At 60.2% G+C, this 23,017-nt stretch carries 20 protein-coding genes; 7 read left to right on the top strand and 13 right to left on the bottom strand.

All coding sequences use genetic code 11. The features are described from left to right. The first annotated feature begins 31 nt into the window (after positions 1-31). The 5 genes from VG99_RS00605 to VG99_RS00585 all read left to right on the top strand — a co-directional run bounded on the left by VG99_RS00605 (position 32) and on the right by VG99_RS00585 (position 4,086). Entirely contained in the window at positions 32-1,525 is a 1,494-nt protein-coding gene (locus VG99_RS00605; RefSeq protein WP_044497707.1) for a leucyl aminopeptidase, read from the top strand. Positions 1,526-1,723: 198 nt separating this feature from the next. Next, positions 1,724-2,155 (top strand): DNA polymerase III subunit chi, encoded by a 432-nt coding sequence (locus tag VG99_RS00600; RefSeq protein WP_044497705.1) that lies wholly within the window; start codon positions 1,724-1,726, stop codon positions 2,153-2,155. Positions 2,156-2,387: 232 nt separating this feature from the next. Further along, on the top strand, positions 2,388-3,059 hold the full coding sequence (locus VG99_RS00595) for a CsgG/HfaB family protein (protein ID WP_044497703.1): 672 nt from the start codon (positions 2,388-2,390) through the stop codon (positions 3,057-3,059). 14 nt (positions 3,060-3,073) lie between these two features. Further along, the gene (locus VG99_RS00590; protein WP_044497701.1) at positions 3,074-3,436 is read left to right on the top strand and encodes a DUF4810 domain-containing protein; all 363 of its coding nucleotides are present in this window, start codon (positions 3,074-3,076) and stop codon (positions 3,434-3,436) included. After that, positions 3,433-4,086 (top strand): DUF799 domain-containing protein, encoded by a 654-nt coding sequence (locus VG99_RS00585; protein WP_044497700.1) that lies wholly within the window; start codon positions 3,433-3,435, stop codon positions 4,084-4,086. The genes VG99_RS00590 and VG99_RS00585 overlap by 4 nt, the downstream gene beginning before the upstream one ends. A gap of 42 nt (positions 4,087-4,128) precedes the next feature. Here the strand turns inward: VG99_RS00585 and VG99_RS00580 are convergent, their stop codons facing one another. The 13 genes from VG99_RS00580 to VG99_RS00520 form a co-directional block, all read right to left on the bottom strand. Continuing rightward, positions 4,129-5,373: a vWA domain-containing protein gene (locus VG99_RS00580; RefSeq protein ID WP_044497699.1), complete on the bottom strand. Its 1,245-nt coding sequence runs from the start codon at positions 5,371-5,373 to the stop codon at positions 4,129-4,131. A gap of 59 nt (positions 5,374-5,432) precedes the next feature. After that, entirely contained in the window at positions 5,433-5,978 is a 546-nt protein-coding gene (locus VG99_RS00575; RefSeq protein WP_338052287.1) for a hypothetical protein, read from the bottom strand. Beyond that, the gene (locus tag VG99_RS00570) at positions 5,938-6,669 is read right to left on the bottom strand and encodes a tetratricopeptide repeat protein (RefSeq protein WP_044497697.1); all 732 of its coding nucleotides are present in this window, start codon (positions 6,667-6,669) and stop codon (positions 5,938-5,940) included. Before VG99_RS00570 ends, VG99_RS00575 begins: the two co-directional genes overlap by 41 nt. Positions 6,670-6,709: 40 nt before the next feature. Continuing rightward, the gene (locus tag VG99_RS00565; protein ID WP_420848283.1) at positions 6,710-8,158 is read right to left on the bottom strand and encodes a formylglycine-generating enzyme family protein; all 1,449 of its coding nucleotides are present in this window, start codon (positions 8,156-8,158) and stop codon (positions 6,710-6,712) included. A gap of 85 nt (positions 8,159-8,243) precedes the next feature. Next, positions 8,244-9,467: an FtsX-like permease family protein gene (locus VG99_RS00560; protein WP_044497694.1), complete on the bottom strand. Its 1,224-nt coding sequence runs from the start codon at positions 9,465-9,467 to the stop codon at positions 8,244-8,246. Next, positions 9,451-10,149: an ABC transporter ATP-binding protein gene (locus VG99_RS00555; protein ID WP_044497692.1), complete on the bottom strand. Its 699-nt coding sequence runs from the start codon at positions 10,147-10,149 to the stop codon at positions 9,451-9,453. The genes VG99_RS00560 and VG99_RS00555 overlap by 17 nt, the downstream gene beginning before the upstream one ends. A gap of 3 nt (positions 10,150-10,152) precedes the next feature. After that, on the bottom strand, positions 10,153-12,129 hold the full coding sequence (locus VG99_RS00550; RefSeq protein WP_044497689.1) for a vWA domain-containing protein: 1,977 nt from the start codon (positions 12,127-12,129) through the stop codon (positions 10,153-10,155). After that, positions 12,126-13,166 carry a hypothetical protein gene (locus tag VG99_RS00545; RefSeq protein WP_044497688.1) on the bottom strand — a complete coding sequence of 347 codons (1,041 nt, stop codon included), beginning with the start codon at positions 13,164-13,166 and terminating at the stop codon, positions 12,126-12,128. Before VG99_RS00545 ends, VG99_RS00550 begins: the two co-directional genes overlap by 4 nt. A 3-nt stretch (positions 13,167-13,169) precedes the next feature. Continuing rightward, positions 13,170-15,878, bottom strand: a complete 2,709-nt coding sequence (locus tag VG99_RS00540; protein WP_044497686.1) for a putative virulence factor — start codon at positions 15,876-15,878, stop codon at positions 13,170-13,172. Beyond that, positions 15,875-18,937 carry a virulence factor SrfB gene (locus VG99_RS00535; RefSeq protein ID WP_044497684.1) on the bottom strand — a complete coding sequence of 1,021 codons (3,063 nt, stop codon included), beginning with the start codon at positions 18,935-18,937 and terminating at the stop codon, positions 15,875-15,877. The genes VG99_RS00540 and VG99_RS00535 overlap by 4 nt, the downstream gene beginning before the upstream one ends. Before the next feature lie 16 nt (positions 18,938-18,953). After that, positions 18,954-20,345 carry an SrfA family protein gene (locus VG99_RS00530; protein ID WP_044497683.1) on the bottom strand — a complete coding sequence of 464 codons (1,392 nt, stop codon included), beginning with the start codon at positions 20,343-20,345 and terminating at the stop codon, positions 18,954-18,956. 212 nt (positions 20,346-20,557) lie between these two features. Further along, entirely contained in the window at positions 20,558-21,028 is a 471-nt protein-coding gene (locus VG99_RS00525) for a DUF4234 domain-containing protein (RefSeq protein ID WP_044497682.1), read from the bottom strand. A gap of 97 nt (positions 21,029-21,125) precedes the next feature. Further along, positions 21,126-21,338 (bottom strand): TM2 domain-containing protein, encoded by a 213-nt coding sequence (locus VG99_RS00520; RefSeq protein ID WP_044497680.1) that lies wholly within the window; start codon positions 21,336-21,338, stop codon positions 21,126-21,128. Between the two features lie 337 nt (positions 21,339-21,675). On the opposite strand from VG99_RS00520, the gene VG99_RS00515 reads away from it, so the two are divergent. Both VG99_RS00515 and VG99_RS00510 read left to right on the top strand, forming a co-directional pair. Beyond that, positions 21,676-22,437, top strand: a complete 762-nt coding sequence (locus tag VG99_RS00515; protein ID WP_044497678.1) for an SDR family oxidoreductase — start codon at positions 21,676-21,678, stop codon at positions 22,435-22,437. A gap of 106 nt (positions 22,438-22,543) precedes the next feature. Then, the gene (locus tag VG99_RS00510; protein WP_044497675.1) at positions 22,544-23,008 is read left to right on the top strand and encodes a hypothetical protein; all 465 of its coding nucleotides are present in this window, start codon (positions 22,544-22,546) and stop codon (positions 23,006-23,008) included. Positions 23,009-23,017 lie beyond the last annotated feature (9 nt).

The raw sequence follows: 23,017 nt of genomic DNA, 5'->3' as shown, positions 1-23,017 counted from the left end.
TCAATCCACACGATTTGTCTTGGGGAGCACCATGGAGTTCAACGTCAAGCACGGGGCACCGGAAAGCATCGAAACCGGCTGCCTGGTCGTCAGCATCAACGAATCAAGCACCCTCACCGGCACCGCCGCCCACCTCGACAGCCTCTGCGGCGGGCGGATCAGTGCCGCCGTCAAGCAAGGCGATATCGCTGGCAAGCTGGGGCAGACGCTGATGCTGTTCGACCTGCCCGGCGTGGCCGCACAGCGCCTGTTGCTGATCGGCAGCGGCGACAAGCCGGAACTGGGCGACCGTGACTACCGCAAACTGCTGCAGAAGGCGGTAGCCATTCTCAAGGATGGCGGCGCCACCGATGCGGTGCTGGCACTCAGCGAATTGCCGGTCAAGGGTCGCGACCTGTACTCCCGTGCGCGCCTGGCCGTCGAGACCATCCGCGAAAGCCTGTATCAGTTCGACCAGTACAAGAGCAAGAAGGCCGACAAGCCGCGGTTGCAGACATGCACCCTCTGGTCCGCTGACCAGGCCGATGCCGACGCGCTCAACCAGGCCATCGCCCACGGCCAGGCCATCAGCGATGGCACCGACCTGACCCGCACCCTGGGCAACCTGCCCGGCAACGTCTGCACCCCTACCTACCTGGCCGACCATGCCAAGGCCCTGGCCGAGCAGTTCGAGGGCACCGACGTCGAGGTGCTCGAGGAAAGCGACATGCGCGCCCTGGGCATGGGCTCCCTGCTGTCGGTCAGCGCTGGCAGCGCCGAACCGGCCAAGCTGATCCGCCTGAGCTATCAGGGCGCGGCAGCCGACACCCAGCCCCATGTGCTGGTGGGCAAGGGCATCACCTTCGACACCGGCGGCATCAGCCTCAAGCCCGGTGCCGGCATGGATGAAATGAAATACGACATGTGCGGCGCGGCTACCGTCCTGGGTGTATTCAAGGCCGTCGTCAGCCTGCAGTTGCCGATCAACCTGACCGTGCTGATCGCCTCCGCCGAAAACATGCCCAGCGGCACCGCCACCAAGCCCGGCGACATCGTCACCAGCATGTCCGGCCAGACCATCGAGATCCTCAACACCGACGCCGAAGGCCGTCTGGTGCTGTGCGATGCGCTGACCTATGCCGAGCGCTTCAAGCCGGCCAGCGTAGTCGATATCGCCACCCTTACCGGCGCCTGCATCGTTGCCCTGGGCAGCCAGACCACCGGCGTCATGGGTAATAACGATGAACTGATCGAGCAATTGCTGGATGCCGGCAAGCAGGCCGACGACCGCGGCTGGCAACTGCCGCTGTTCGACGAGTATCAGGAGCAGCTGGACAGCCCCTTCGCCGACATCGCCAACATCGGTGGCCCGAAGGCCGGCACCATCACCGCGGCCTGCTTCCTGTCGCGCTTCACCAAGGCCTACCCTTGGGCGCACCTGGACATTGCCGGCACCGCCTGGACCAGCGGCGGCAAGGACAAGGGCGCCACCGGTCGGCCGGTGCCCTTGTTGACCCAGTATCTGTTGAATCAGGTCCGAGGCTGAGTTACGGAGCATTTCAGCCGGGTCGTGTAGCGCCAATCACCGACCGTCGATAGCCAGAGATGGCTATCGCGAGCTACAGGGATGTACTTGCTGCGTGTCTGTGATCGGCGTTACCGAAATCGGCAATACACGAATGCCAAGCCGTCGATATGTCCTTGCACGAACTCTCAACCGTACACTCCACACCCAACGGCGCCCATGACCCGAATCGACTTCTACATTCTCAACAGCCCCAGCCCCGAGGCGCGGCTGCAGTATGCCTGCCGCCTCGCCCACAAGGCGTGGCAACAGAACCGGCATGTCTATCTGCACTGCGCCGACGAAGCCGAGGCCAGCCAGCTGGATGCGTTGTTGTGGTCGTTCCGGCCGGACAGCTTCCTGCCCCATGCGCTGCATTCCGACCAGCCGAACGAGGCCGTCGTGTGCGGGTGGGGACATGACCCTTCACCCCACCACGATCTGCTGATCAACCTGAGCAACGACACCCCGGATTTCTTCAGCCGCTTCAACCGCCTGGCGGAAATACTGGTGGAACACGACCCGATCCTGGTCCCGGCGCGGGAACGGTTTCGTTTTTACCGCAAACGGGGCTATCCTCTGAACACTCATCAGATACGGATAGCAGGGTGATATTGTGACGCAGCACGAGTCAACAGCCCCGTACCGCTGGCTGCAGAGCGCTCAACATCAAGCAGATGATGCGCCAGACAATCATGCTGAGAGTGAGTCAGGTGCATAAAAAATGGCCGCTATCTGCCCATTGTAATATCAAGACAATATCATTACCCTTCTACCCCTCCTATCAACGTTGCTCCTAGCTAGCTGAAAAATCAACCCGTCACTCAATAGAAGGGATTCTAGAATGAAAAGGCTCCTCACCCCGGCCATTGCAGTGTCTGCATTGGCCGTACTTGCCGGTTGCGCCACCGAGAGCTCGCGCTCCGTAGAAGTGGCGAAGGTTGCCAGCTACGGCAGCCAATATCAGGGACAACGCAGCCCGATAGCTGTCGGCAAGTTTGATAACCGCTCCAGCTTCCAGCGCGGCATCTTTTCCGATGGTGTCGACCGACTGGGCAATCAGGCTAAAACCACTCTGGTCACCCACTTGCAGCAGACCAACCGCTTCAACGTGCTGGATCGGACCAACATGGATGAAATCCGTGCCGAAGCAGGCATCAGCGGTCAGCAACAGCAACTGAAAGGTGCCTCCTTCGTCATCACCGGTGATGTCACCGAGTTCGGGCGCAAGACCGTAGGCGACCAGCAGCTGTTCGGCATTCTCGGTCGCGGCATGACCCAGGTAGCTTACGCCAAGGTAGCGCTGAATGTGGTCGACGTACGCACCTCGGAAGTTGCCTATTCGGTACAGGGCGCTGGCGAGTATGAACTGTCCAACCGCGAAGTTATCGGCTTTGGCGGAACAGCGGGTTATGACGCGACGCTCAACGGCAAGGTGCTGGATCTGGCCATCCGCGAAGCGGTCAACAATCTGGTCAATGGCGTAGACAACGGGGCATGGCGTCCGGCCCAGTAATACAAGGAAGTAATATGCACACAAGCATCAAGACCAGCGGCCTGCTATTGCTGGCTGCACTCGCTACCGGCTGCGTCCAGGCGCCACCACAGCTGTACCAATGGGATGCTTACCAGCCATCGGTTTATCAGCACTACCAGGCCGACAGCGCCAATCTGGGCGAACAGATTCAGGCCCTGGAACAGGCGGCAGACAAGGCCCAGGCTCGCGGTGTGAGCGTGCCCCCCGGCATGCACGCCCATCTGGGTATGCTCTATTACAACGTCGGCCGGGAGCAGGATGCTCATGCCCAGTTTGCGGCGGAGAAAGCACTCTTCCCGGAATCCGCGCACTTCATGAATTACATTCTCAAAGCACAGAAGGACGTGTCGCAATGATGAGAGCTTCCGCCTTGCTGCTGATAGGTATAGCCGCCCTGTTGACTGGCTGTGCCACCCCAACGCCTTACGACTACTCTGCTTTCCATGAAAGCAATCCACGCTCCATCGTGGTATTACCCCCAGTCAATCGATCGCTTGATGTCAAAGCCAGCTACAGCTTTCTCTCTCAAGTCACCTACCCACTCGCCGAATCCGGCTACTACGTACTTCCAGTCGCCGTAGTGGATGAGACCTTCCGTGAAAACGGCATGGTCAACCCTGAAGACATTCAGGGCCTGCCACTGGACAAGCTGTACGAGGTATTCGGTGCTGACGCCGCCCTGTACATCACCGTCAACCAGTACGGCACCAGCTACCAGCTACTGGCCAGCGATACCCGGGTCACGGCTGAAGCATCCCTGATTGATATGCGTAACGGCAAGTTGCTCTGGAAAGGAGCCGCCACCGCATCCAGCACCGAGCAGAACAACAACTCCACTGGAGGACTGGTTGGCATGCTGGTGCAGGCATTGGTGGACCAGGTCGCCAACTCTCTCAGTGATCGCAGCCACCAGATTGCGGGAATCACCAGCACCCGGCTGCTGTCGGCAGGCATGCCTAACGGGATCCTCCAGGGCCCCCGCTCACCCACGTACGCACGTCAGTAACATCCACCTCCCATCCAGCGCTCGACTCTGGATGGGAGGCGCTCAAGGGCATTGCGGGCTGGCGGACACTTCCTGGCTGGCTTCACGCAGCATACTTGTCACCTGGTCTGCGTCCCGTGCGGTATACACACGCCCGCCCGTGTTGTCCGCGATGCAGTTGGAAAGCTCGCTATCGCTGATGTTGACCACATTGACCCGCAAGCGCGGTTGCTGACGGGCGATACTGCGGGATACGGCGCAGGCATTGCGCCCGCAGCCATCTTCACCGTCAACGAACATCACCACCAGCGCATCGCGCAGACGCCCATCTACCCTGCTGGCGGCCGCTTCCAGACTACTGGCCAGCGGCGTACCGGCAGCGGCTTCGAGCTGATGCACCCTGTGCTGGAGCAGCGCCCGCTTGCTGTCGTCATATAAACCATGATCGATCTGGTTATAGCAGCCGTCAAAGGTGATCAAACGGGTGTCAACATCAGAGTGAAGGTGTTCAAGCATGCCGGAGAAGGCCTGCTTGGCGACGCTCAAACGGGTCGGCTCACTGAGAATACGAACCTGACGAGGATTGGTAACCGGCAGACGATCGCCTATGTTGTTCATCCACAGCTCGTCGTCAGGCGTGGCGTCGATATTGAAGTTCATCGAACCGGAGGTATCCAGCACTACCGCGAAATCCGGTGGGCGCGTGCCTTCTGGGTGACAGGCGTAACTGGTCATGGACGCGGGATGAACCAGATTTAACAGGTAACCCCGCCAGAACCAGGCCAGCCAGAGCAGCAGCAACAACAGCAGGGGCAAGAGTAGCCATGACAACCGCAGGCGCAGCCACCAGGCTCTGGCGGGCACAGGGTCCACCCGCGGCGGCGGTGCAGGCGCGGCGGACGTAACCACAGGCGGCGGTGGCAGCCCCCAACGCACGACCAGCGGCTCATCGTTGAGGCTGTACAGATTGGCCAGATCCGGCGGACCGATCAGGCTGCGTAAACGCTCAGCATCCTGTTCCATGCCGCGTCTCTGCAGCTCGCCTGCCAGGTTGCCGATGGCGTGCTGGCGCTGCTGGTATTTCTCCAGCAAGCGACCTTGCTGGTCATTGCTCAACTCAGCATAGAGGTGCGGCTGGCCGCCCAGGCCGGACCACCACTGCAGGCTGCCGTCCTCACCTGTGCGCGGCACAGCGTAGAGACTGGCAATGCTCGGCGGGAAATGCCGGCGTATCAGTTCGACCTTGGCATCCAGCGCCGAGAGTGCCTGCCGGGGATAGGTTATCGCGTCGCGTGTCACCCGCTGCATCAAGTGAATTCCTGAGAAATGAAGGCCGTCAGTGACGGCCTCGGGAAAGCATGGGCCGGTTACTCGTAACCCAGGCTCAGCTGCAGACGGCTGACCTTCTGCTGAAGCTCCCTGAGCTCCTGCCGGCGCGCTTCAACATCGGCGGGATTGCCAGTACCGGAGGGACTCAGCCTGAGCTCCTGTTCCAGGCTGGTGATCTGCTGCTGAACCTCGCTTTTATGGGCGTGCCTGGTCTTGAGCTGAATCAGCAACGCGTTCAGTGATTGCAGCAGGCTTGCCTGATGTGCTCGCTGGGCTTCGAGGCTCTGGCGAGTAGCCTGCTGCTGCGCCTTGATCTCTTCATAAACCCGGTGAAAGAGTTCATTTTCCGCGCGGGCATCCAGCAGCTCCTGTTCACGCAAACGTACCTGTTCGCTGTAACCGCCGGAATGATCGCAACGAACCTTTGCAATCAGACTTGGATCACGATCAGCAAAGGTGCAATCCGCCGGGGCGGTGGCGCAGCCAGCAAGGGTTAACCCCACAACAGCGGGAAATAACAGTCGTAAGTTCATATGCCTCATCTCAACCCAGAGTAATCGCGGAGCGCTGGCTGTAGAGGCCATCAACTTCCTGTTGCAGCGCAGCGACCTTGCGGTTCATCTGGCCGATTTCCTGTTCGATCCTGACCACCTCGGCGCCCGCACCAGCTTCCCGCTCGAGCTTGGCAGTCTTTTCATACTCGCTGACCTTGGCCCGCATGTTGCCCAGTTCCTTGCGCATCACTACCAGGTTCTTGTCGATGCCGGCCAGCTCCTGCTCGGCTTTAACCGTATCCAACTGGTTGGCCTTGATCGCTTTCTGGATGGCGGCAATGCTCTGTTCGTCATCGCGGATGACACGCTGCATGGTTTCGGTACGAGCGACGACATTCTCGGTATCTTTCTGGATATCAGCGCTCATCACCTGCAGCCGCTCAGCCGTATTGGCATACTGACCGCGGCGCTGGTCGTAGTAATAGTTTGCCCCCATGGCCACGCCACAGGCCGAGATGCCCGCGATGATCGCGCATTTTCCCTTGTCGCTGGCGTTGGAAAGCGCACAGGCCAGTACCCCGACGCCGGCGGCACCGGCACAGGCTGTGAAACCGGATTTGCTGAAGAAGGTCGCATCGTTCCCCTGCGTCAGACGCGGGTCAGCGGATACCGAATTACCGGTCAAGGCGCTACCGGTGCTGGCACACCCGCTCAGCAGAATGGTGCCGGCCATGATGAAGCCGAAAACAGCCTTGGAAAACCCACCCTGGGTCATTTTCATGTTGTTACTCCTTATGCGTTGGCGCAGTAATTTTTGCTTGTTATCGGGATACGTTCTTGCAGTTCTCAAGCCAGGCATTGGTATCGATCCTGTGGCTCTGCAGAAAGGCATTCTGGTTAGCCCAGTGGGTGCGCAAGTAGGGCGTCAGCTCCTGCAGCTGCCGATTGCGACCGATGAGCTCCTCCATCACTGGAAGCTGTTTTGCCAATAGCGGATGACCATAAAGCGTGGCGGACTCCACCAGACTGCTGGCGTAGTAGCGACTGAGCTTGTGCAGACGATCCTGCTGCTCATCCAGCTTGACCTTGCGCATCGGGCAACTGGAATCCTGATCCTCAGCGGCACAATTGAGGTCGTAATTCTTCTGCAGGAAATCCATGTACTGGCCGTCATCGAGCATTTTGGTGCACAGGAAGGCGCCGAGATTGAGGCTGGCGCGAATGGCCTGATCGCGAGCTTCCTCCTGCTGCTGGTTGCTGGCGCGCAGCTGGTTTTCAAGTGTCTTGAGCTGATCCTTCAGAGCCTGATCTTCTATGCCGGAGGCCAGCGCTTCGAGCGTCTGCACCGCGCCCTTATCCGCCGCCGCAGACTCGTCAGAGCCGCTACCGAGTTTCTTCCAGCTGCTTTCGATGCTGGCGACCCGCTCGCGGGAAGTGAGGGTCGGCGAGACCAGCGCCAGGCGCAGGCCGCTGGTACGGTTCTTCACCTGGCCGGTGGCGTTGTAGTAGGGTTCTTCCTTGCGCAGTGCGGTGCGCATTTCACTCTGCGCAGTCAGGTAGTTACCGCCACGCACCACGTAGCCGCCGGCCTGGCCATGCTGACGGTCGAGCTTGTTCAAGCGAAATGGCTCGAAGATCATTTCATCCGCGTTGCCGAGCATATCGTGCAGGCCCAGCGGGTTGGGTTTAAGCAGACCCGACAACTGCAGCTGGCCGTTGGCCGATTGCGAACCGGCAAACCATTCATGGCCGTTCAGCCCTTCGGCCATGGGGTAGCGGCTGTCGCGGAATTCAGCGGTACCCACCTCCAACCCCCCGCGTGCGGCAAACTCCCATTCGATCTCGGTCGGCAGGCGTACAAAACCCAGCGCACCGTCTTCCCTGGGTAATCTGTCCGCTGCGTGTTCACGCAACCACAGGTTATAACGATCAGCCGCCTGTAACGCCTCCAGCCAGCTGACCGATACCACCGGCAGGCGCAGTTTGTTGGAGGGCGTCGGGCAGCTCTCGTCGGTCAGGGCGCGGTACTGCAGCTGACTCATTTCATACTTGGCCAGCAGGTAGTAGCGTGAATTCTGCTTGCCGCCGGCGGTGAAGCTCCCGGCAATATGGGCTGGGCGGGTCTGTTCGACATAGCCCCATTCGGCACTGTCCTGGCCGATATTGATCGGATAGTCGTCCAGTGGACCGACTACCGGGATATGCACCTTGCGAAACACCATGGAACCGTCGCAGGGCATGGGCAGGACGACGTCGTCGGGTGCAGGCATGGGGTTGTAGTGCTTCTCATCCCAGCTGGCAACGGCTTGAGTGCAGGCCAGCCCGAGCGGTAACAACAGTAAACGACCGATCTTTCTAGAGTTCACGCAGACTCTCCGCAGGTTCAATGCTGATGGCGCGCAGGGCGCCGACGAGGGCTACCAGCGCTGCCACCAGCAACGCCAGCAACAGGGCGATCAGCCCGTGCCAGAAAGTGATATCGCAGGCGAAGGTGCCGGTGGCCTGGCTGCTGCCCAACAGCCGATTGAACAACAGGCGGCCGACCCCATAGCAGGCGAGACCACTGAAATACCCGGCGCTGCCCAGAAACAGCGCCTGCAACACCAGATAACCGGCCACCGCTCCGCGCTGAAATCCCAGCAGACGCAGCAGTGCCAGGCTGCGCCGCTTGCGGTCAATATTGGCCAGGAAGGCGCCCACCAGCGAGGCAATGCAGCCAACCAGTGAAGCGCCGGCGATCACCCCGAAGATCACCCCCAGTACATGGTTGATAGCCTTGACCGCCTCAATCTCGGCGAGGCGGCTGGCGGTTTCGATGTGTTGTTCATTCAGCCAGCGCTCAAGGGGCGCGACGCTGTCGATATCCCGCGCATAGAGTCGCGCACGGGCATAGCCGGGCACCAGGTCTTCGGCCGACTTGCCATTGTGGGCACCCAGCGCAGGCGTCCGATAGCCATCGCGAAAGTGTTCCAGCCCCATCAACAGCTCAGGCGCAACGAAGGCGGCCGGACGACCGAAGCGCGCCGCTTCCAGCACCGCCACCACGTCGAGCGACTGCTCGCCACGCTCAGTGACGCCCTCCAGCCTGCGCGTGACGCGCAATCGCAGCGAATCGCCGGGCTGCAACGCCAGACGCTCGGCGGCGCGGGCGCTGAGAATCACCTGGTTGCCGCTCAATGCACTCAACGGCGTATTGAGCAGCGGATCGCCCGCCTGGGTGGGAATGATTTCGGCATTCTCGACAAACCGTCTGTTGTCTGCCAACAGGTCTGCCTGGGTATTCAATGAGCGCGTCTGGCCGATGGCGAAGCCGGTTTCCGGACGCTGCTGCAGCTCGGCAAGCCAGGCACGGTCGTAACTGCCGCTGCTCAACAACCGGATTTCCAGGTTACGCGGATCCGTCACCAACTCGTCCTGCAGCTGGCTGACCACACCGTGCTTGAGTCCGAACAGCAGCAGCAAGGGTGCTATTACCGCCATCAGCGAGGCGGCGACACACAGAGATACCTTGCGGTCGTGCCACAGGTCGCTCAAGGCCAGCTTGCCGAGTAGAAAAAAACGATCAAGACATAGGGACAAAGCGTGTCTCCCCTTCGCTGCTGACCGCACCCAGACGCGCCAGGCCGAACTCATCAATCAGCGTCCAGTCATGGGAGACCACCAATGCACTCAGCCCCAGCTCTCGCACCAGGCCCAGCAGCAGCTCGAACAGTCGGCGCGCGTTGATCGGATCAAGCGCCGCAGTGGGCTCATCAGCCAGCAGCAATAACGGCTCATGTGCTATTGCGCGCACACAGGCCACGCGCTGACGCTCGCCGATGGACAGCGCCTGCGGGTACTTGTCGAGCAAGGGTTGCAAACGCAGCACGTCCACGGCCGTTTCGACATGGGCGCTGCGCGCTGGCAGGCCGAGCAGGCGGCGCGGCAGGCTGATATTGTCGCGCACCTTGAGAAACGGCAGCAGGCCGCCGTTCTGCAACACAAAACCAAGTTGCCGCGCACGCACCTCTGACAACGCTGGCTGGTTATCAGCACTCAGCAGCTGACAGATATCCCGACCTTCCCGGCCCAGTCGGTAATGCGCAAGCTGCTGCGGCTTCAGTAGCAGGCCGATGGCTTCGAGCAGCGTGCTCTTGCCACAGCCGCTCTCACCGGTGATCGCGCGGATCTCGCCACGCCCCAGCTGCAAGGCCGGCAGGCAAACGCGATGCGCCTGCGCGCCGTCGCCCCGGGCGACCCGTAATTCCTGAATATCGAGCATGAATCAAGGCATCATTTCTAGCGGCACGGGATACACGTTATCGCGCGCGTCGCTGTCCCTGGCCAGCGCCACCCAGCGATCAACATCGGCGTTGTAGCGCTGGTAATGGCGCAGCTTGGTGCTCAACGTGCGAATGAACCGTTCCTGCGCCAGCCCGTCCCAGCTCTTCCAGGTGTCCTCGTCGAGGTTGAGTACCTCGCTCTGGTAAGGAAGGTCTTCCAGATACTCGCCGAGCATACCGAGTTCGGCCAGGCGGGTACTGTCACTCTGCTTCAGCTGGTTGGGGTCGGCGCCCATAGTGGCTGCTACCGAACGCAGGCGCTCGAACATCTCGCTGGGCGAGATCAGTCCCTGGTTGGCAGCATCGAGGATCTGCTTGAGTACGTCGCTCAGATCACTCAGCTGGGACTTGGTCAACAGCACGCGCACATCAGTGGTCGGCAGGTTCTGCTTGATCAGGTCACGGTCGCTGATCCAGGCCTGGAATACCGGCGGCGCCTGGGTACCGGTCTTCTGTCCAAGGTAGGCCAGTTGCATGGCGTGACCGATCAGAGCGGCATCGTCGAGCATCTTCTGCTCTTCGCTGCTGGCCGCTGCCGGTTCCGCCCTGGCGTTAAGCGCGCTGCCGATGGCTTCTTCGCCCATGTACGCCGCCTTGACCTGGCTGGTGATAGCGCTGGCCAGCGCATCAACCTTGCGCCCGAACGCATCGACGTCGCCGGCGTTGACCGGGTAGTACAGCGAAGTGTTGGTGCCTGGATAGGTCGACAGAGCCTGATACTGAGCCTCTGCCCTGCCGTGGTTTTTCAGGCCGGCAGCGGTTTTCAGGTGCAGAGTGTAAATCGCCACACCGGGATTGCTGGCTTCGATCCGCACCTGCTCGGCGTTGAGCCCGGTACCCGAGAGCTGGTTATCGCCGTCGATAGCGCCCGCATCACTGATCAGCACTACATAACGGGCGCCGAACTGGCTCCAGTCGACCTGATCGATAGCGTGCATGACGCCGGAATAGGCGTCCTCATCAAAACTGCTGCTCGATACCCTGGCCTGCCGGAGGTCGGCGACCTTGGCCATGAAGTCGGCGCGATCCTGAACGGTGTTCGGGTCAGCGTACATCTTGCTGACGTACTCCAGCCCCGGCACCGCCTGGGTATTGGAACGGAAGGCAACCAGACCGAACTTGACCTGGTTACCGAGCTTCTCCCGCGCTACCTGCTCATACACCTTGTTGATGGCTTCGCGTGTGCGCTCGATATACGGATCCATGGAAATGGTCGAGTCGATGACGAATACAACCGCCGCGCTGAACTCCTTGAGCTGGCTGCTGATATTGGAAGGCGTATTGCCGCCAGGCGCTGCAGAACCGCCCGGGGCGTCCAACCCTTCGGCCTTGCTCACCGAAGCCACGTTAAGCAGGCGCATGCGAAACCCTTCTTCGCTCATCACCTCTTCGCCGCTGAGTACGGGGAGCAGGTAGAACTGTTTCTGTAGATCGACAAAGAACTCCGGCTCCTGGGCCAGCACGCCCGGTGCCGTCTGACCCTGTTTGAGCCTGGCGCGCAACGGCGCGATATGACTGACCGGGTCGGGCGCATCAATGATATCTTCCAGCGCCTTTCGCTCCTTGAAAAACAGCAGTCGATCCCGGTTGGCTGGGTTGGTGAAGGCAAGTGTCAGCTGCATCTTCCAATCCACGGTGCAGGCGGCAGGCAGCCAGCCAATGGTCTTGCCGTAACTGTCCGGGCCAACGCGCAGCCACTCGGCGTTGCCAGCCTGCGCCCGCTCATAAACGTAGAAGCGACTGAATGCCGGCTGAATTTCACCGCTGCCACCAGGATCAGCACCCAGCTGGCAATTGGGGGTCGTCAGCACGCGCTGGAACAGCGTCTTCTTGCCCTGCTGCAACAGGGGCTTGTCCGCCGCCTGCAGACCGGCGCTGACACACAACAACAGGGCTGCACCAGCAATACGCAGGTTCACGGCTGCAACTCCTCAAAACGTTGGGCGGCCTGGACATCGTCCGGATCTGAAACAAGGATGGTTTCGTACCAATAGGCCGCCGTCGCAGCGTCAGGCTCAGCGAAGCAGGTACTGGGCTGATGGAACTGCGGATCGTATTCGCGGGCATAAGCGTGGGCGATCTGTACGTCACCGGCCTGGGCGCGGTTGGCATAAAGACGCTGGGCGATTCCGCAATGGCCGGCTTGCTTGGCGGTGGTGATGATTTCCAGCAACGCGGCGCTGTCCGGTGCCTCGCGGATGCAGTTCTGCACAAAGCTCAGCTCGCTCTGGCTAGCCATGCTTTCCAGCGTACAAGGGCCAGCCGCTCCAGATTCGCTGGTGATGGCGAGTCCTGGTGCTGGTGCTACGTCGAGCGTCGCTTCGGCGACTGGCTTTTTCAGCCAGAACCAGAGGCCCAGGGTAACAGCCAGCAAGATCAGCACACCCAGAAACAGCGGCACCAGATTGCGCTTGCTGGTCACCGGCGCTGGGCTGGCAGCTTGGGCGCCAACAGGTTCGACGCTGACCCGCTCGGGAGCGGGTTCCGGTTCAGGCAATGTCAACTCTGGCAGATCGGGAATTTCCGGCGCGGCCAGCGTCTCCGGTACGACGCTGAGCTCGCCACCGTCATAGATGGAGCGGGTGTCGCCGCCGGCGCTGGACGACAACAGACCTTGCGCCGGGCGCACCACACCCTGATCGCTGAGACCGCCGTCAAGTTCGCGCAACTCCATGCGAAAATTGGAGCTGCCGCTGTTCTCCAGCAAGGGATCAACCAGCTCCGGGCCGACCGGCGCTTCCAGCACCTCCCCGTCGTCACCCTGCTTGAACTGCGATATCTGAAACCAGAACGGATTATTGCTCCACTGCTGGTTGCCCTGCAGATAGAGCTGGTCCTGGTTGCGCTGGATGGAAAACTCCAGCCCCTCGCTGGCGCCCTGCCACTTCTTTACCGCCAGACGGGCCTGACCGGGAATGTTCGGCTCGAAGGCCAGCAGATCAACTCGTATGGGCATGGCTTATCTCGCTTGGAAGGACTGCAGCACGCGGCCCAGCCATTCATTCTGTTCAATGGTAATTTCGCGTCCGGCGCTGTGCCCGGCGTTGTCCTGGGTAATGCTGGCCAGCCCGGAAAGCCAGTCACCGAGGAACAGCTTGGACTGGCTGGCGGGTTGCGCTGGCAGCTCGGGCAACTGGCCCGGTTGCGGATGGCGATAGAAGGCGAACAGATGATCCTTGCTGCCGATCAGGCTCTTGGGTCGCTCTTCCAATGGCTTGTTCAGGTTGCCGAACCAAGACACATAGTCGCGCAACACCAGTTGCACGATCAGCACCTGGCGCTGCACCAGTTGATCGCGCCGCGCGCCGCTCTGCACGCGTTGCTGCAGGGCATTGCTGAGCTGTTCGGGTACCTTGAGGCGGTAGGCGGCGGTGATGAGTTCATCGACCACCGCCTCTACCACCTTGTGATTCAGGCCCAGCAGGGTGAGCAGGCTCTGGCGGTTGCCGAGTTCGCGAAGATGGCTGATCCAGGCCTTGAATACGGCCCTGGCGAAACGGTGTTCGCTGCCCTGCGGCTGCGGAGCCGGTACTTTGCTGGTGGGTACGTCGGTCTTGCTGTCAGCGCCGAACACGTCGCCGAAATCGAAGCCGCCATCGCTGCCGTACAGACTCTGCGGAGCGGTCTGGGCGGCTTCTTCAGACTCTTCGAGCGCTTCCTCTTCTACTTCGTAGGCCCCGCTCAGATAGAGATCACGCACGCTGTCGCTGGGTAGTTGCAGATGATCGATCAGCTCGCCGAGTACCGGCAGTCTGTGACCCAGGTCTTGCAGGATCATCTTTGCCTGAGTCCGCTTGAGCGCAAGGGCACCTGCACCGTCCTTGTGATACCAGCCGTTGAGGCTGTGCAGCAGCTCATTCTGACAACGCTCCAGCTGCTCTTCGATGCGATTGAGTTTGAAATCCAGGTTGGCGACCTGGCCCAGATACTGGCTGATGCGTGCGATGCCGCCGTCGTTCAGCGCCATCATCGCTTGCCAGGCCGCTGCTGGCTGGGCGATGTGATCACACACCGCTGGCGCGTCAACAAAGGTGCGACCGAGCAGCTGCAATTGCTCCTCATAGCGCGCAACCATGCCCAGTTCATCGTAGGTTTCTTCGGCCATTTCAACGAAGGTGGCCATTGGCAGGCGCGGCTTGCGCACCAGATAGGTATTGTTGAACGGCTGGCCCGCCCAGTTCTGGATCCATTCGTACTGGCCGAAGCGCTCCAGCATGGTCTTCTTGAGCAGCCCGTCCCAGCCCTCACGCACCATGCTTTCATCCTGTTCGAGCATGGCGCCGATCTGCATATCAAACATCGTCAGCGCCCAGATCAGGCCCGAGGTCCGTCTGCCCCGTTCCTGAGCGGTGGCCCCCTGAGTCTTCTCGATCCAGCGGGTGAGTACCGGCCCGACATCCTTGACGTCGATCTGTTTGGACGAGCTGGTACAGACCACCAGACTGTTCATTTCCTGGCTGTCGGTGTAGCGCTCGAACAGATAGGCGACCTTACCGCGCAACAGCAGCTGCGATACCGGGTTGCCGCCCTGAGCACTGGCCTGGTTACCCGCCTCGCTGACCGAGCGGATGCCCAGGCGTCCGCGATAACCGGGAAAGTCCAGCAGATCAACCTGTTCTACATGCGGGTCGCGGGTCGGGTTGACCAGCGGAAAGATCATCTCGGCGGTCAGCGCGGCCAGCTGCACCACCGCAATACTGACTGGCGGAAGCAGACTTTCGCCTGGCGCTGGGCAGACGTCGACCGGCAGATCGCGATTGCTACCCAGGCGCTCGAGCATGTCCACGTTCATTATGCTGTCGCGCTGGGAATAGCCTTCGCCGTCACGGCTGACCAGCACGCTCAACGGCGCAAAAACCCGTGCCGTATGGCCCAGACGCTGCAGCGTGGAAGCCAGCTGGACATAAAGATCGGTCAGCTCAGGCTGTTCACCCCAGAGAATCGAGAACAACTCGGCGCGCTGGCTGCAGTTCAGACCAGGCGCAAGCTCTATCGCCCGCGGCCAGTACTGGTGCTCCAGCTTGCGGATCGATTTCTCGAAGTTATCGCGCAGATAGTCCCACAGCGATACCACGTCATCAGCACTGACCCCCGCCTGTGCCACATTCGCTGCGCCGCTTTCAAAGCGTTTGAGAATGCTTGTGATGCGCGGCTCGTCGAGTTCGTAATCGACCAGCTCCTGATTGAAATCGTTAAACCACGCGTTGGCCAGGATCTTGGCTAGCTCAATCTCGCTGAACAGCTTGAGTTCTACTGGATGGCTGCTTGGTCCAGACTGCGCTGTGCGACTGAAGCGGGTGACCAGACCGGTGGCCTCCTTGCCGCCGCCGGGTGGATTCACATGCTTGATGAAGTCCAGCTCGGCGCCGCCGTAATTGGTCACCAGCTTGCCGTTATCACTCGCCGCCAATGCCGAAATCAGGTACGACTTGCCAGCTTGGGAGAGACCGAAGAAACCGATAGTCATGGGTGTACCGGCTACCCGGCCCAGACTCCGTGCAATATTGCGTGCGCGGTGCAGTTTGAGGTTGAAACTGTCGGCCTCGCTGTCCAGACGCGGCGCATTACCACGTACTTCGCGAATCCATTCCAGGGCCTGGCCGGCACCCTCGTGAACTGCCGCCCAAGCGGAGCTCAGTTGCTGCTGTTTGTCAGTCAGTTTGTTCATTTGCGTTTCACACTTCCGCTGTCCAGCCAATACTTGGTATCGCTCAGCCCCGCGTCGAGCATGGTATTGAGCTCCAGCTCCAGATCACTGCGCGGATTGAAAACCACCCTGTTGCTGTTCGATTCGACATTTGCGATGGCCAGCCGGTCGCTGATGAGCCCCTGTTTGCGGACACGCCGGTCACGGGTGTCAATCTGGAAGCGAACCTTCAACAGCGGTGCCTCTCCCTCGGCATCAGCCCGGGAAAATTTCTCGCGGCCGGCCTTGGTGAAGCGCAGCGTATACAACGGCGATGCAGCCCACCGCTCGGCGGTCAGCTGACGGAAACCCAGCCGCAGGTCACCGCGCATTTCCAGCTGCGGGGTGTCGGCATCATCGCCTACGCCGATCAGGGGCAAGCTGATCTTGCCCTCCTCCGAGGCGATATCGCGATAGAGCACATCGGCATTCTTGATGACGTTGTTCAGGTCGATAACACCGATGTGCTTGATGGTCGAATAGGGCTTGAGTGCGGCTGAACGAAAATAGAAATTCGGTACGCTGTGGTTGGCGCACAGCAAGCACAACATGGCGCCGACTGAAGCAGTGCTTTTTGGATCATCGATCAGGCCGCTCTTGTGAAACGGATACCAGCCGCCGGTACGGTAGTTTTGCAGCGGCAGGATGCGCCCGGGCGGCAGCGGCAGCATCTTGCGGATGAATGCCTGTACACCGGGCAGACGCGAAGGGCGGCCGGTCAGCAGCAGCATGTCGCACGGATACTGGAAGATCACTTCACACAAGGCACTGAGCGTTTTGGTCAGGTTGATCCTGTCGTTGAGGAAGGCTCCGTGCAGTTGTTGCAGATCAAAGCTGACCGGCACCTGCAGCAGGTCGAACAACGTCTGTCCGCCCACCGCCCGGCGTACCGCGCTGCAGACATATTCCCACACGCTGTCACTCACCGCCTGCTCGCCGAGGAGTTCGCTGTAGGTATGACTGACGGCCTCCTGCGGATACTCAGGATCGTATTCTTCGTAGGCTTTGAGCAGCGCCAGACCCAGAGGGGTGAACACCTGCAGGTTGAGCTGCTGGCGCAGGATCGCGTCCTGAGCACTGACCGACTCGTCACCGCACAGACGCGACATCAGCGCGCCCGGGCTCGGCACTCCAGCAAGGCGCAACGCCTTCTCAAAGCTCGGCAGGATGAAGTCCTGGATCACGTCCAGCAGAATGTCGTCGCCTGCCACCTTGAAACCGTCGCGAAAGCGCTGTTCCGGCACAATATGTACGTTGCTGCCGCTGCCGCCATTGCCGGCGCGGTCCAACCGGTAATCAGTGATCACCAGGTCAGTGGTGCCGCCGCCAATGTCGATGGTGGCGAGGGTGATGCGTTCGCGGTCAGTCTTGTCAGGACGCGCCAGGGTGGCAAAGAACTCTTCCGGGTGGCCGGCAAAATTCTCATTGATTTCGGTATAGAGATAGACCAACTGGCCACAGGAAGCTTCGTCCCACTCGACACGAATGCTCGGAATCGGCGTGCGGGCGCTGCTGACTTCTTCCTCGTGAGGATCTTCCTCGCCGGCATGCCAGCCAAGGCTTTTCCAGACCAGCCCGATAGCCTGCAACATACGTTCGTTGAGAATGCTGCGTTCAGCCTGGGGCATGCCCGGCGGCACGGTGAGAATAACGCTGTTGAGCTGACGCGGTACGCGTGTGTGACCCTGACGCGCCCGCTGGGCCGGGCTGTTGATCTGCGACAGCGCCTGAGCCAGTACTTCGGCCAACATGAAGGTCATCAGCGAGCTGCGCGAATAACGCGGCATGAAAACCGGCAGACGATCATCTTCTTCAAGGCTGTACAGCGCCTCGCCGGTCTCGTTGATCAGATGTGAGAAGGGTGCGGCGGTAGCATAGGGCTCGCTGTCACCCCTGGTATGGGAACAGTTGAAGCGCCAGCCGTGTCCGTAGGGGTTTTCATCCCACAGGTAACGTTTGGGGCTGGTCAGGCCGGTCGAGCCCTCTGTGCCGCGTCGACGACTGGCCAGCCGCCCGGCTTCACTGCCGATTCGAGCAATGGTTGGCCATTGAAAGGCGTCGTGACGACCGCTCTTGACCGAGAACTGATCCTTGCCGAAGGACGCCTGGGCGAATTCCACACGGCTTTCGAAGGGTTGGTTGTAGACATGTTCGGGCGTGATCAGGTCGCGCAGCTCCAGGACATAGTTCTGCTTGAGCCCGGTGCCCGCCTGGCCGTGATTCTCCACCAGAATACCGCAGGTGCGCGAGTTGCCGACGTCCAGCACCAGATCCACGGGGATCGGTTTGACCTGCCCGTTGACCTCGTTGGCCACCACTCGTACTTCGGGAACTTCCACCTTGGCGCGGGCGTTGGTCTGCTGTGCGGCGACCGGGCGGGCCATCAGACTGATCAGGTTCAGATAGTGTCCCAGGTGGTGATTTTCACGCACCTCGACGTCAACTTCATCGCGCGGGCGATGCTCGTTGCCCTCGCGGAAGACTTCCAATAACCATTCCTTCACCCATCCCTGATCAAGGAACCAGCGGGTGTCACGGATGCTGCAGGCCAGCCGGAAGGCGACGCCGGAGCTGACGTCTTCGTGGTTGGGCGCCAGATACGCGGTGCCGTCCTGGCGAGGCATGACCCGGCTATCAAAGGCCAGTGTCAGCCGATGGCTGTTGCCGTCGATATCCGGCTCGGGCAACCTGACCACCCGCATGCGCGCCCAGTTACTGGGACCCTCGTCAAAGCGGTGAGGTGGCATGAAACGGAAGAAAGGCAGCGGCAGCCAGAGGCCGTCGAGCAGCTCCAGGCTGCTCTTCATGTCGAGACTGAAGGCAGGCCTGGTTTTCTCGATTTTCTCCGGCTCAGGCTCGTAGAAATAGAAATCCTTCTCTTCGTTGTACAACAACCGCGTCAGCAAGCCGCTGGTCAAGGGCGCAAACTCACCCGGCGGCTCCCTGCGAAGATCCAGCGACAACGCAAAATCCATGAATTGGATGCCGGTATCACTGATCAGGGTAACGGTTTCTTCGAATTGGGTGACTTCAGGCAACATTGTGATTCATCCAGTCTTATTCGCCAGCGCGGCGCATGGACATCGGAAAGCTTTCGCTTCCGTAGTTGCCCGTACAATCCGCAATATTCTGTGCGCCCTGGGCGCAGGTGACCTGTGGCATATCGTAATGACTGCCATCGCCACACACTGCCTGGCCCTGGCTGTCGATAGCCAGGCTGCCGTCGTTCATGGCGGCGGTTACCGGACCCGAGCAGCTCACACCATCCGGACGGCGCACCGTGACCTCGCCTTTACCGTCATCGAAACGGTATTGCAATCGCAGCGGCTTGCCTGTCCGGCGATCCTGAATGCCAGCGCCAGCGCGCCAGTCACCGTTGAGGAAATCCGCCGAGCTGTTGCCGTCATGCCCATCCGGGATGGTCAGCGGTTCCTGCGGATCCTCGGGCAGTTGGGGCGGTTCGGGCCGTGCCGGGGGTTCTGTCGCCTCAGCCTCTGGCTCAGTTACAGGTTGTTCCGGCTCCGGTTCAGGCTCGGCTGGCAGTTCTTCGCCAGGATTCTCGCTCGGCTCCGGCTCGTTGCTCTCCGGGGGCTCGGTTGCGGGTGACTCCGCATCGCCTCCAGGCGTGCCCGGGGCGCCGGATGCGTCCGCTCCAGCTCCGCCACCGGAGCCATTCGCCCCCAATCCTCCCGTGGGCAGTGACAGGCTGGGCAGCTCCGGTGCAGAGATTGACGGTAAGGAAACCTGGGGCAGGCCCGGCAGGTTCGCACTGGGCATACAGCCACGCAGCAGACTGAGCAACAGCAGCGCGAGCAGTAGAAGGAGCAACGGCCACAACCACCACCAACGCCGCCACCAGGGGCGAGCGACGGGCGGCACCGGCTCAACAGCAGCCACCGCCGGCGCAGAGGCCACCGCGGGGGCAGGTATCGCGGCGACGCTGGGCGTGGGGGGCTCAACAGGTGGATACAGGCAATGCAGGGGTTCCAGGCTGCGGTCGGCATCGGCATGTTGGAAGCCCCAGAAGGTCAGCACCGGCTTGCCGTTCACCAGGTAGACGAAGCTTTCATCGGGAAAATAGACGACGCGCTTGAGCAGCTTGCCGAACACGGCCTTGTCGCCCTGTTGCTCACCCGGCTCGCTGCCGAGATAGCGGCCGCTGAGATCGTCCAGCGCGGATTTGAGCCGCTCCAGCTGTTGCCGTGCCGGCGCGCGCTCTTCTTCGGTGGCAGACGTCCAGGGAATCACATCACCGGTGATCCCGCTGTACCAGTCGATCCGGTTGCCCAGTTCGTCGCTCTGCGGTATTGCCAGATGTTCGACAAGATCTGGATCCTTGCGACGGATCGCCTCGCGCAGTTGCAGCGCCGCACGATAGACTGGTTGCCCAGTCTCCCCTAAAGCCGTAAAAGTCTCGCTTTTACCGCTACGTAGCAATGCACCGCGCATCCCTGCTCCAGAACCTGATCAATACCGCTGTAAAACGGCGCTTTCAGCGCCGTCACAATTTGAGAAAGACAGTAAGGTAAACTGCCTGCAAGGTCAATTTGATATCACGCGCCAGGCTGCAAGGGGCTCCTGAAGTCCAGGTGTTCCGGCATTGTCTATCGAAAGCGAGGCACGAAACCTGAGCGCAGCGGGTTTCGCGCCTCCACGCTCCATCAGGACTGCGCTGGCGTGGTCTGACCACCGGAAAGAACTTCTTGCCTGCGCTTGGCCTCAGGCAAATCATTTATGCAATAGTTTATGTAATAGATATTAAAAAAGAATGTATAAAAAGCGTTCATCCGCAGGTCAACTCTATGCTCATTAAGAGCATATTCCTGAATTGACGTCCTCGCTTTAAAAGCCCACACAACATACAGAACCAGTCCGGCAAATGACAAAAGTCCAGAGATAATATCCATGACTTCTTCGCCAGTTCCAACTAGTGCCGCACCCAGACCGACGCAAACAGCGAGCCAAATGATAAACACATCATCCGAAACAACCCTTTTGGTAATCGAGGAGATCACTGGTGTGTTTCTGTAAATCCATAATATTGGGTAAATTCCACCAGTTGCGATCGATAAAAGTACTAGATTAATTGTCTTTGTATTTACCGCATCTTTCAGCTCAGTAATCGACGACATGGGACTTCCTTAATGTTTTATTTTTTATCAGGCGAAGGCCAAGCAAACCCCCTCTGCAGGGCCTCTTCACTTCGGCAATATCAGGGAACCATTTCCCTCAAGTCCACTCGGTAATCTTGTTTCCACTCTTGTCGGTAAACGCGCCAACAATGATCATAATGAAATCAATCAGCACCCAGATTCCCAGGCCACCCAGGGTGACTATCTGCAGAATACCCGTACCAATTTTTCCAACATAGAATCGGTGCACCCCAAACATACCCAGGAAGAAACAAAGTAGAAAAGCAGGAAGGATTTTTTTGTCGGTCATTTCCATCAGTCCTTGTTGTGTTTTTATAATCAGACAAGGAACAGCCGTCCCTATCCAGATGGAGCGGTGTGCTGCATTCCCTTGCCTCACTCGAACATAAACGAAACGGCGAAATAGTGCCATACCCTTCGATTATTTATCGGCTATCGCGCGCCCGGCAAACACAGCAGGCACTTCGAAGATGGTAAGCGAGGTGGCATTACTGGCTATCCATCAACGAACAACATGACGCCTGAACAACAACTCTGATCCAACCCAAACCGGAGGGACATAAGGGTATTCTCAATCCTTGCACAGCGCAGCACGGGGCTGCGTGCATCGCTCAGGAGCAGAGTTCATGGGTTCAGCGTTTTCCGGCAAGGTGGTATTGGTTACCGGTGCCGCCAACGGCATCGGCAAGGCAACCGCACTGGCCTTCGCTGCGGAGGGTGCCCGCCTGGTACTGGCGGATATCGACAGCGTCAATGGCGAGGCGGTAGCAGCCAGCATCCGCGAGAATGGCGGTGACGCCCAGTTCAGCCAGTGCAATGTGGTCGATGGCGAACAGGTCAAGGCGCTGATTGGCATGATCGAAACCACCTACGGGCGCCTGGACTGCGCTTTCAACAATGCCGGTGTGGAGTTCGAGCAGAGCAAGCTGGCCGACGCCGAGGAGACCGTCTTTGACCGCATCATGGACGTCAACGTCAAGGGTGTCTGGCAGTGCATGCGTTTCGAGATCCCGCTGATGCTAAAAGGCGGTGGCGGCGCCATCGTCAACACCGGTTCGATTGCCGCACTTGGCGCAGCGCCCAGGATGAGCGCCTATGCCGCCAGCAAGCACGCTGTATTGGGTCTGACCCGCTCGGTTGCGGTGGAGTATGCGCGCCAGGGTATCCGCGTCAACGCGGTCTGTCCCGCTGTTATTGATACCGACATGTATCGCCGCGCAGTGGAGCTTGAACCGCGGCGGGTCGATTCCATCGCCCGGTTGCACCCGGCAGGTCGCGTCGGCAAGGCCGAGGAAATTGCCGCAGCGGTACTCTATCTGTGCTCGGACGGCGCCGCCTTCACCACCGGTATCGCGTTGCCGGTGGATGGGGGCAGCACCTGTATTTGAGGTCGAACACGACCCGATCATCGCCCCGGCGCGGGAACGATTTCGTTTTTACCGCAAACGGGGCTATCCTCTGAAAACTCATCAGATACGGATAGCAGGATGATGTATGACGCAGCACGAACCCACGGAGCCGTCCCGCTTGTTGAAGGATCTGGAGTCCATCCGCACCTTGCTGGATGAACCTGACTCCGCCCTAGACCGGCAGCCCAACCTACCGCTCGAAATTCCGCTATTGCAGGACATCATCAGTTCCGGCAGCGACACGCCTGCGGCCACCCCCCAGGCTAACCCCTTTCTACCCTACGAGTCACTGGCGCGCCTGGCCGGCGAGCGCGTTCACCTCGAGCAACTGCTGCAGCAGAGCATGGGGCGAGTGCCCGAAGGGGGTGTGCACACCGGGGCGCGGGAAGTGCGCATGGAAGCCCGCCTGCAGAACGAGGCGCAGTTGATCATGCAGGATGTCATCGATGAAATCCTGCCGGTGATCGAGGCGGAACTGCGCAAGCGCCTCAGTGGCAGGCTCGAGCAGATAGTGCAGCAACAACTGGCGCAGGGCCCGGTAACCAGCTGAGCCCTGCCC

The organism is Pseudomonas saudimassiliensis, assembly GCF_000939975.1.
GTDB lineage: Bacteria > Pseudomonadota > Gammaproteobacteria > Pseudomonadales > Pseudomonadaceae > Halopseudomonas > Halopseudomonas saudimassiliensis.
Note: the sequence above shows the minus strand (reverse complement) of the source record. Positions and strands in the feature narration are given on the sequence as shown.

Coding starts and splice junctions, on each gene's coding strand:
- VG99_RS00595 (WP_044497703.1), top strand. CDS start 2,388: ATGAAAAGGCTCCTCACCCCGGCCATTGCAGTGTCTGCATTGGCCGTA.
- VG99_RS00530 (WP_044497683.1), bottom strand. CDS start 20,345: ATGCGCGGTGCATTGCTACGTAGCGGTAAAAGCGAGACTTTTACGGCT.
- VG99_RS00525 (WP_044497682.1), bottom strand. CDS start 21,028: ATGTCGTCGATTACTGAGCTGAAAGATGCGGTAAATACAAAGACAATT.
- VG99_RS00520 (WP_044497680.1), bottom strand. CDS start 21,338: ATGACCGACAAAAAAATCCTTCCTGCTTTTCTACTTTGTTTCTTCCTG.
- VG99_RS00535 (WP_044497684.1), bottom strand. CDS start 18,937: ATGTTGCCTGAAGTCACCCAATTCGAAGAAACCGTTACCCTGATCAGT.
- VG99_RS00540 (WP_044497686.1), bottom strand. CDS start 15,878: ATGAACAAACTGACTGACAAACAGCAGCAACTGAGCTCCGCTTGGGCG.
- VG99_RS00510 (WP_044497675.1), top strand. CDS start 22,544: ATGACGCAGCACGAACCCACGGAGCCGTCCCGCTTGTTGAAGGATCTG.
- VG99_RS00575 (WP_338052287.1), bottom strand. CDS start 5,978: ATGGCCTCTACAGCCAGCGCTCCGCGATTACTCTGGGTTGAGATGAGG.
- VG99_RS00590 (WP_044497701.1), top strand. CDS start 3,074: ATGCACACAAGCATCAAGACCAGCGGCCTGCTATTGCTGGCTGCACTC.
- VG99_RS00580 (WP_044497699.1), bottom strand. CDS start 5,373: ATGCAGCGGGTGACACGCGACGCGATAACCTATCCCCGGCAGGCACTC.
- VG99_RS00605 (WP_044497707.1), top strand. CDS start 32: ATGGAGTTCAACGTCAAGCACGGGGCACCGGAAAGCATCGAAACCGGC.
- VG99_RS00585 (WP_044497700.1), top strand. CDS start 3,433: ATGATGAGAGCTTCCGCCTTGCTGCTGATAGGTATAGCCGCCCTGTTG.
- VG99_RS00600 (WP_044497705.1), top strand. CDS start 1,724: ATGACCCGAATCGACTTCTACATTCTCAACAGCCCCAGCCCCGAGGCG.
- VG99_RS00565 (WP_420848283.1), bottom strand. CDS start 8,158: ATGCCTGCACCCGACGACGTCGTCCTGCCCATGCCCTGCGACGGTTCC.
- VG99_RS00515 (WP_044497678.1), top strand. CDS start 21,676: ATGGGTTCAGCGTTTTCCGGCAAGGTGGTATTGGTTACCGGTGCCGCC.
- VG99_RS00555 (WP_044497692.1), bottom strand. CDS start 10,149: ATGCTCGATATTCAGGAATTACGGGTCGCCCGGGGCGACGGCGCGCAG.
- VG99_RS00545 (WP_044497688.1), bottom strand. CDS start 13,166: ATGCCCATACGAGTTGATCTGCTGGCCTTCGAGCCGAACATTCCCGGT.
- VG99_RS00570 (WP_044497697.1), bottom strand. CDS start 6,669: ATGAAAATGACCCAGGGTGGGTTTTCCAAGGCTGTTTTCGGCTTCATC.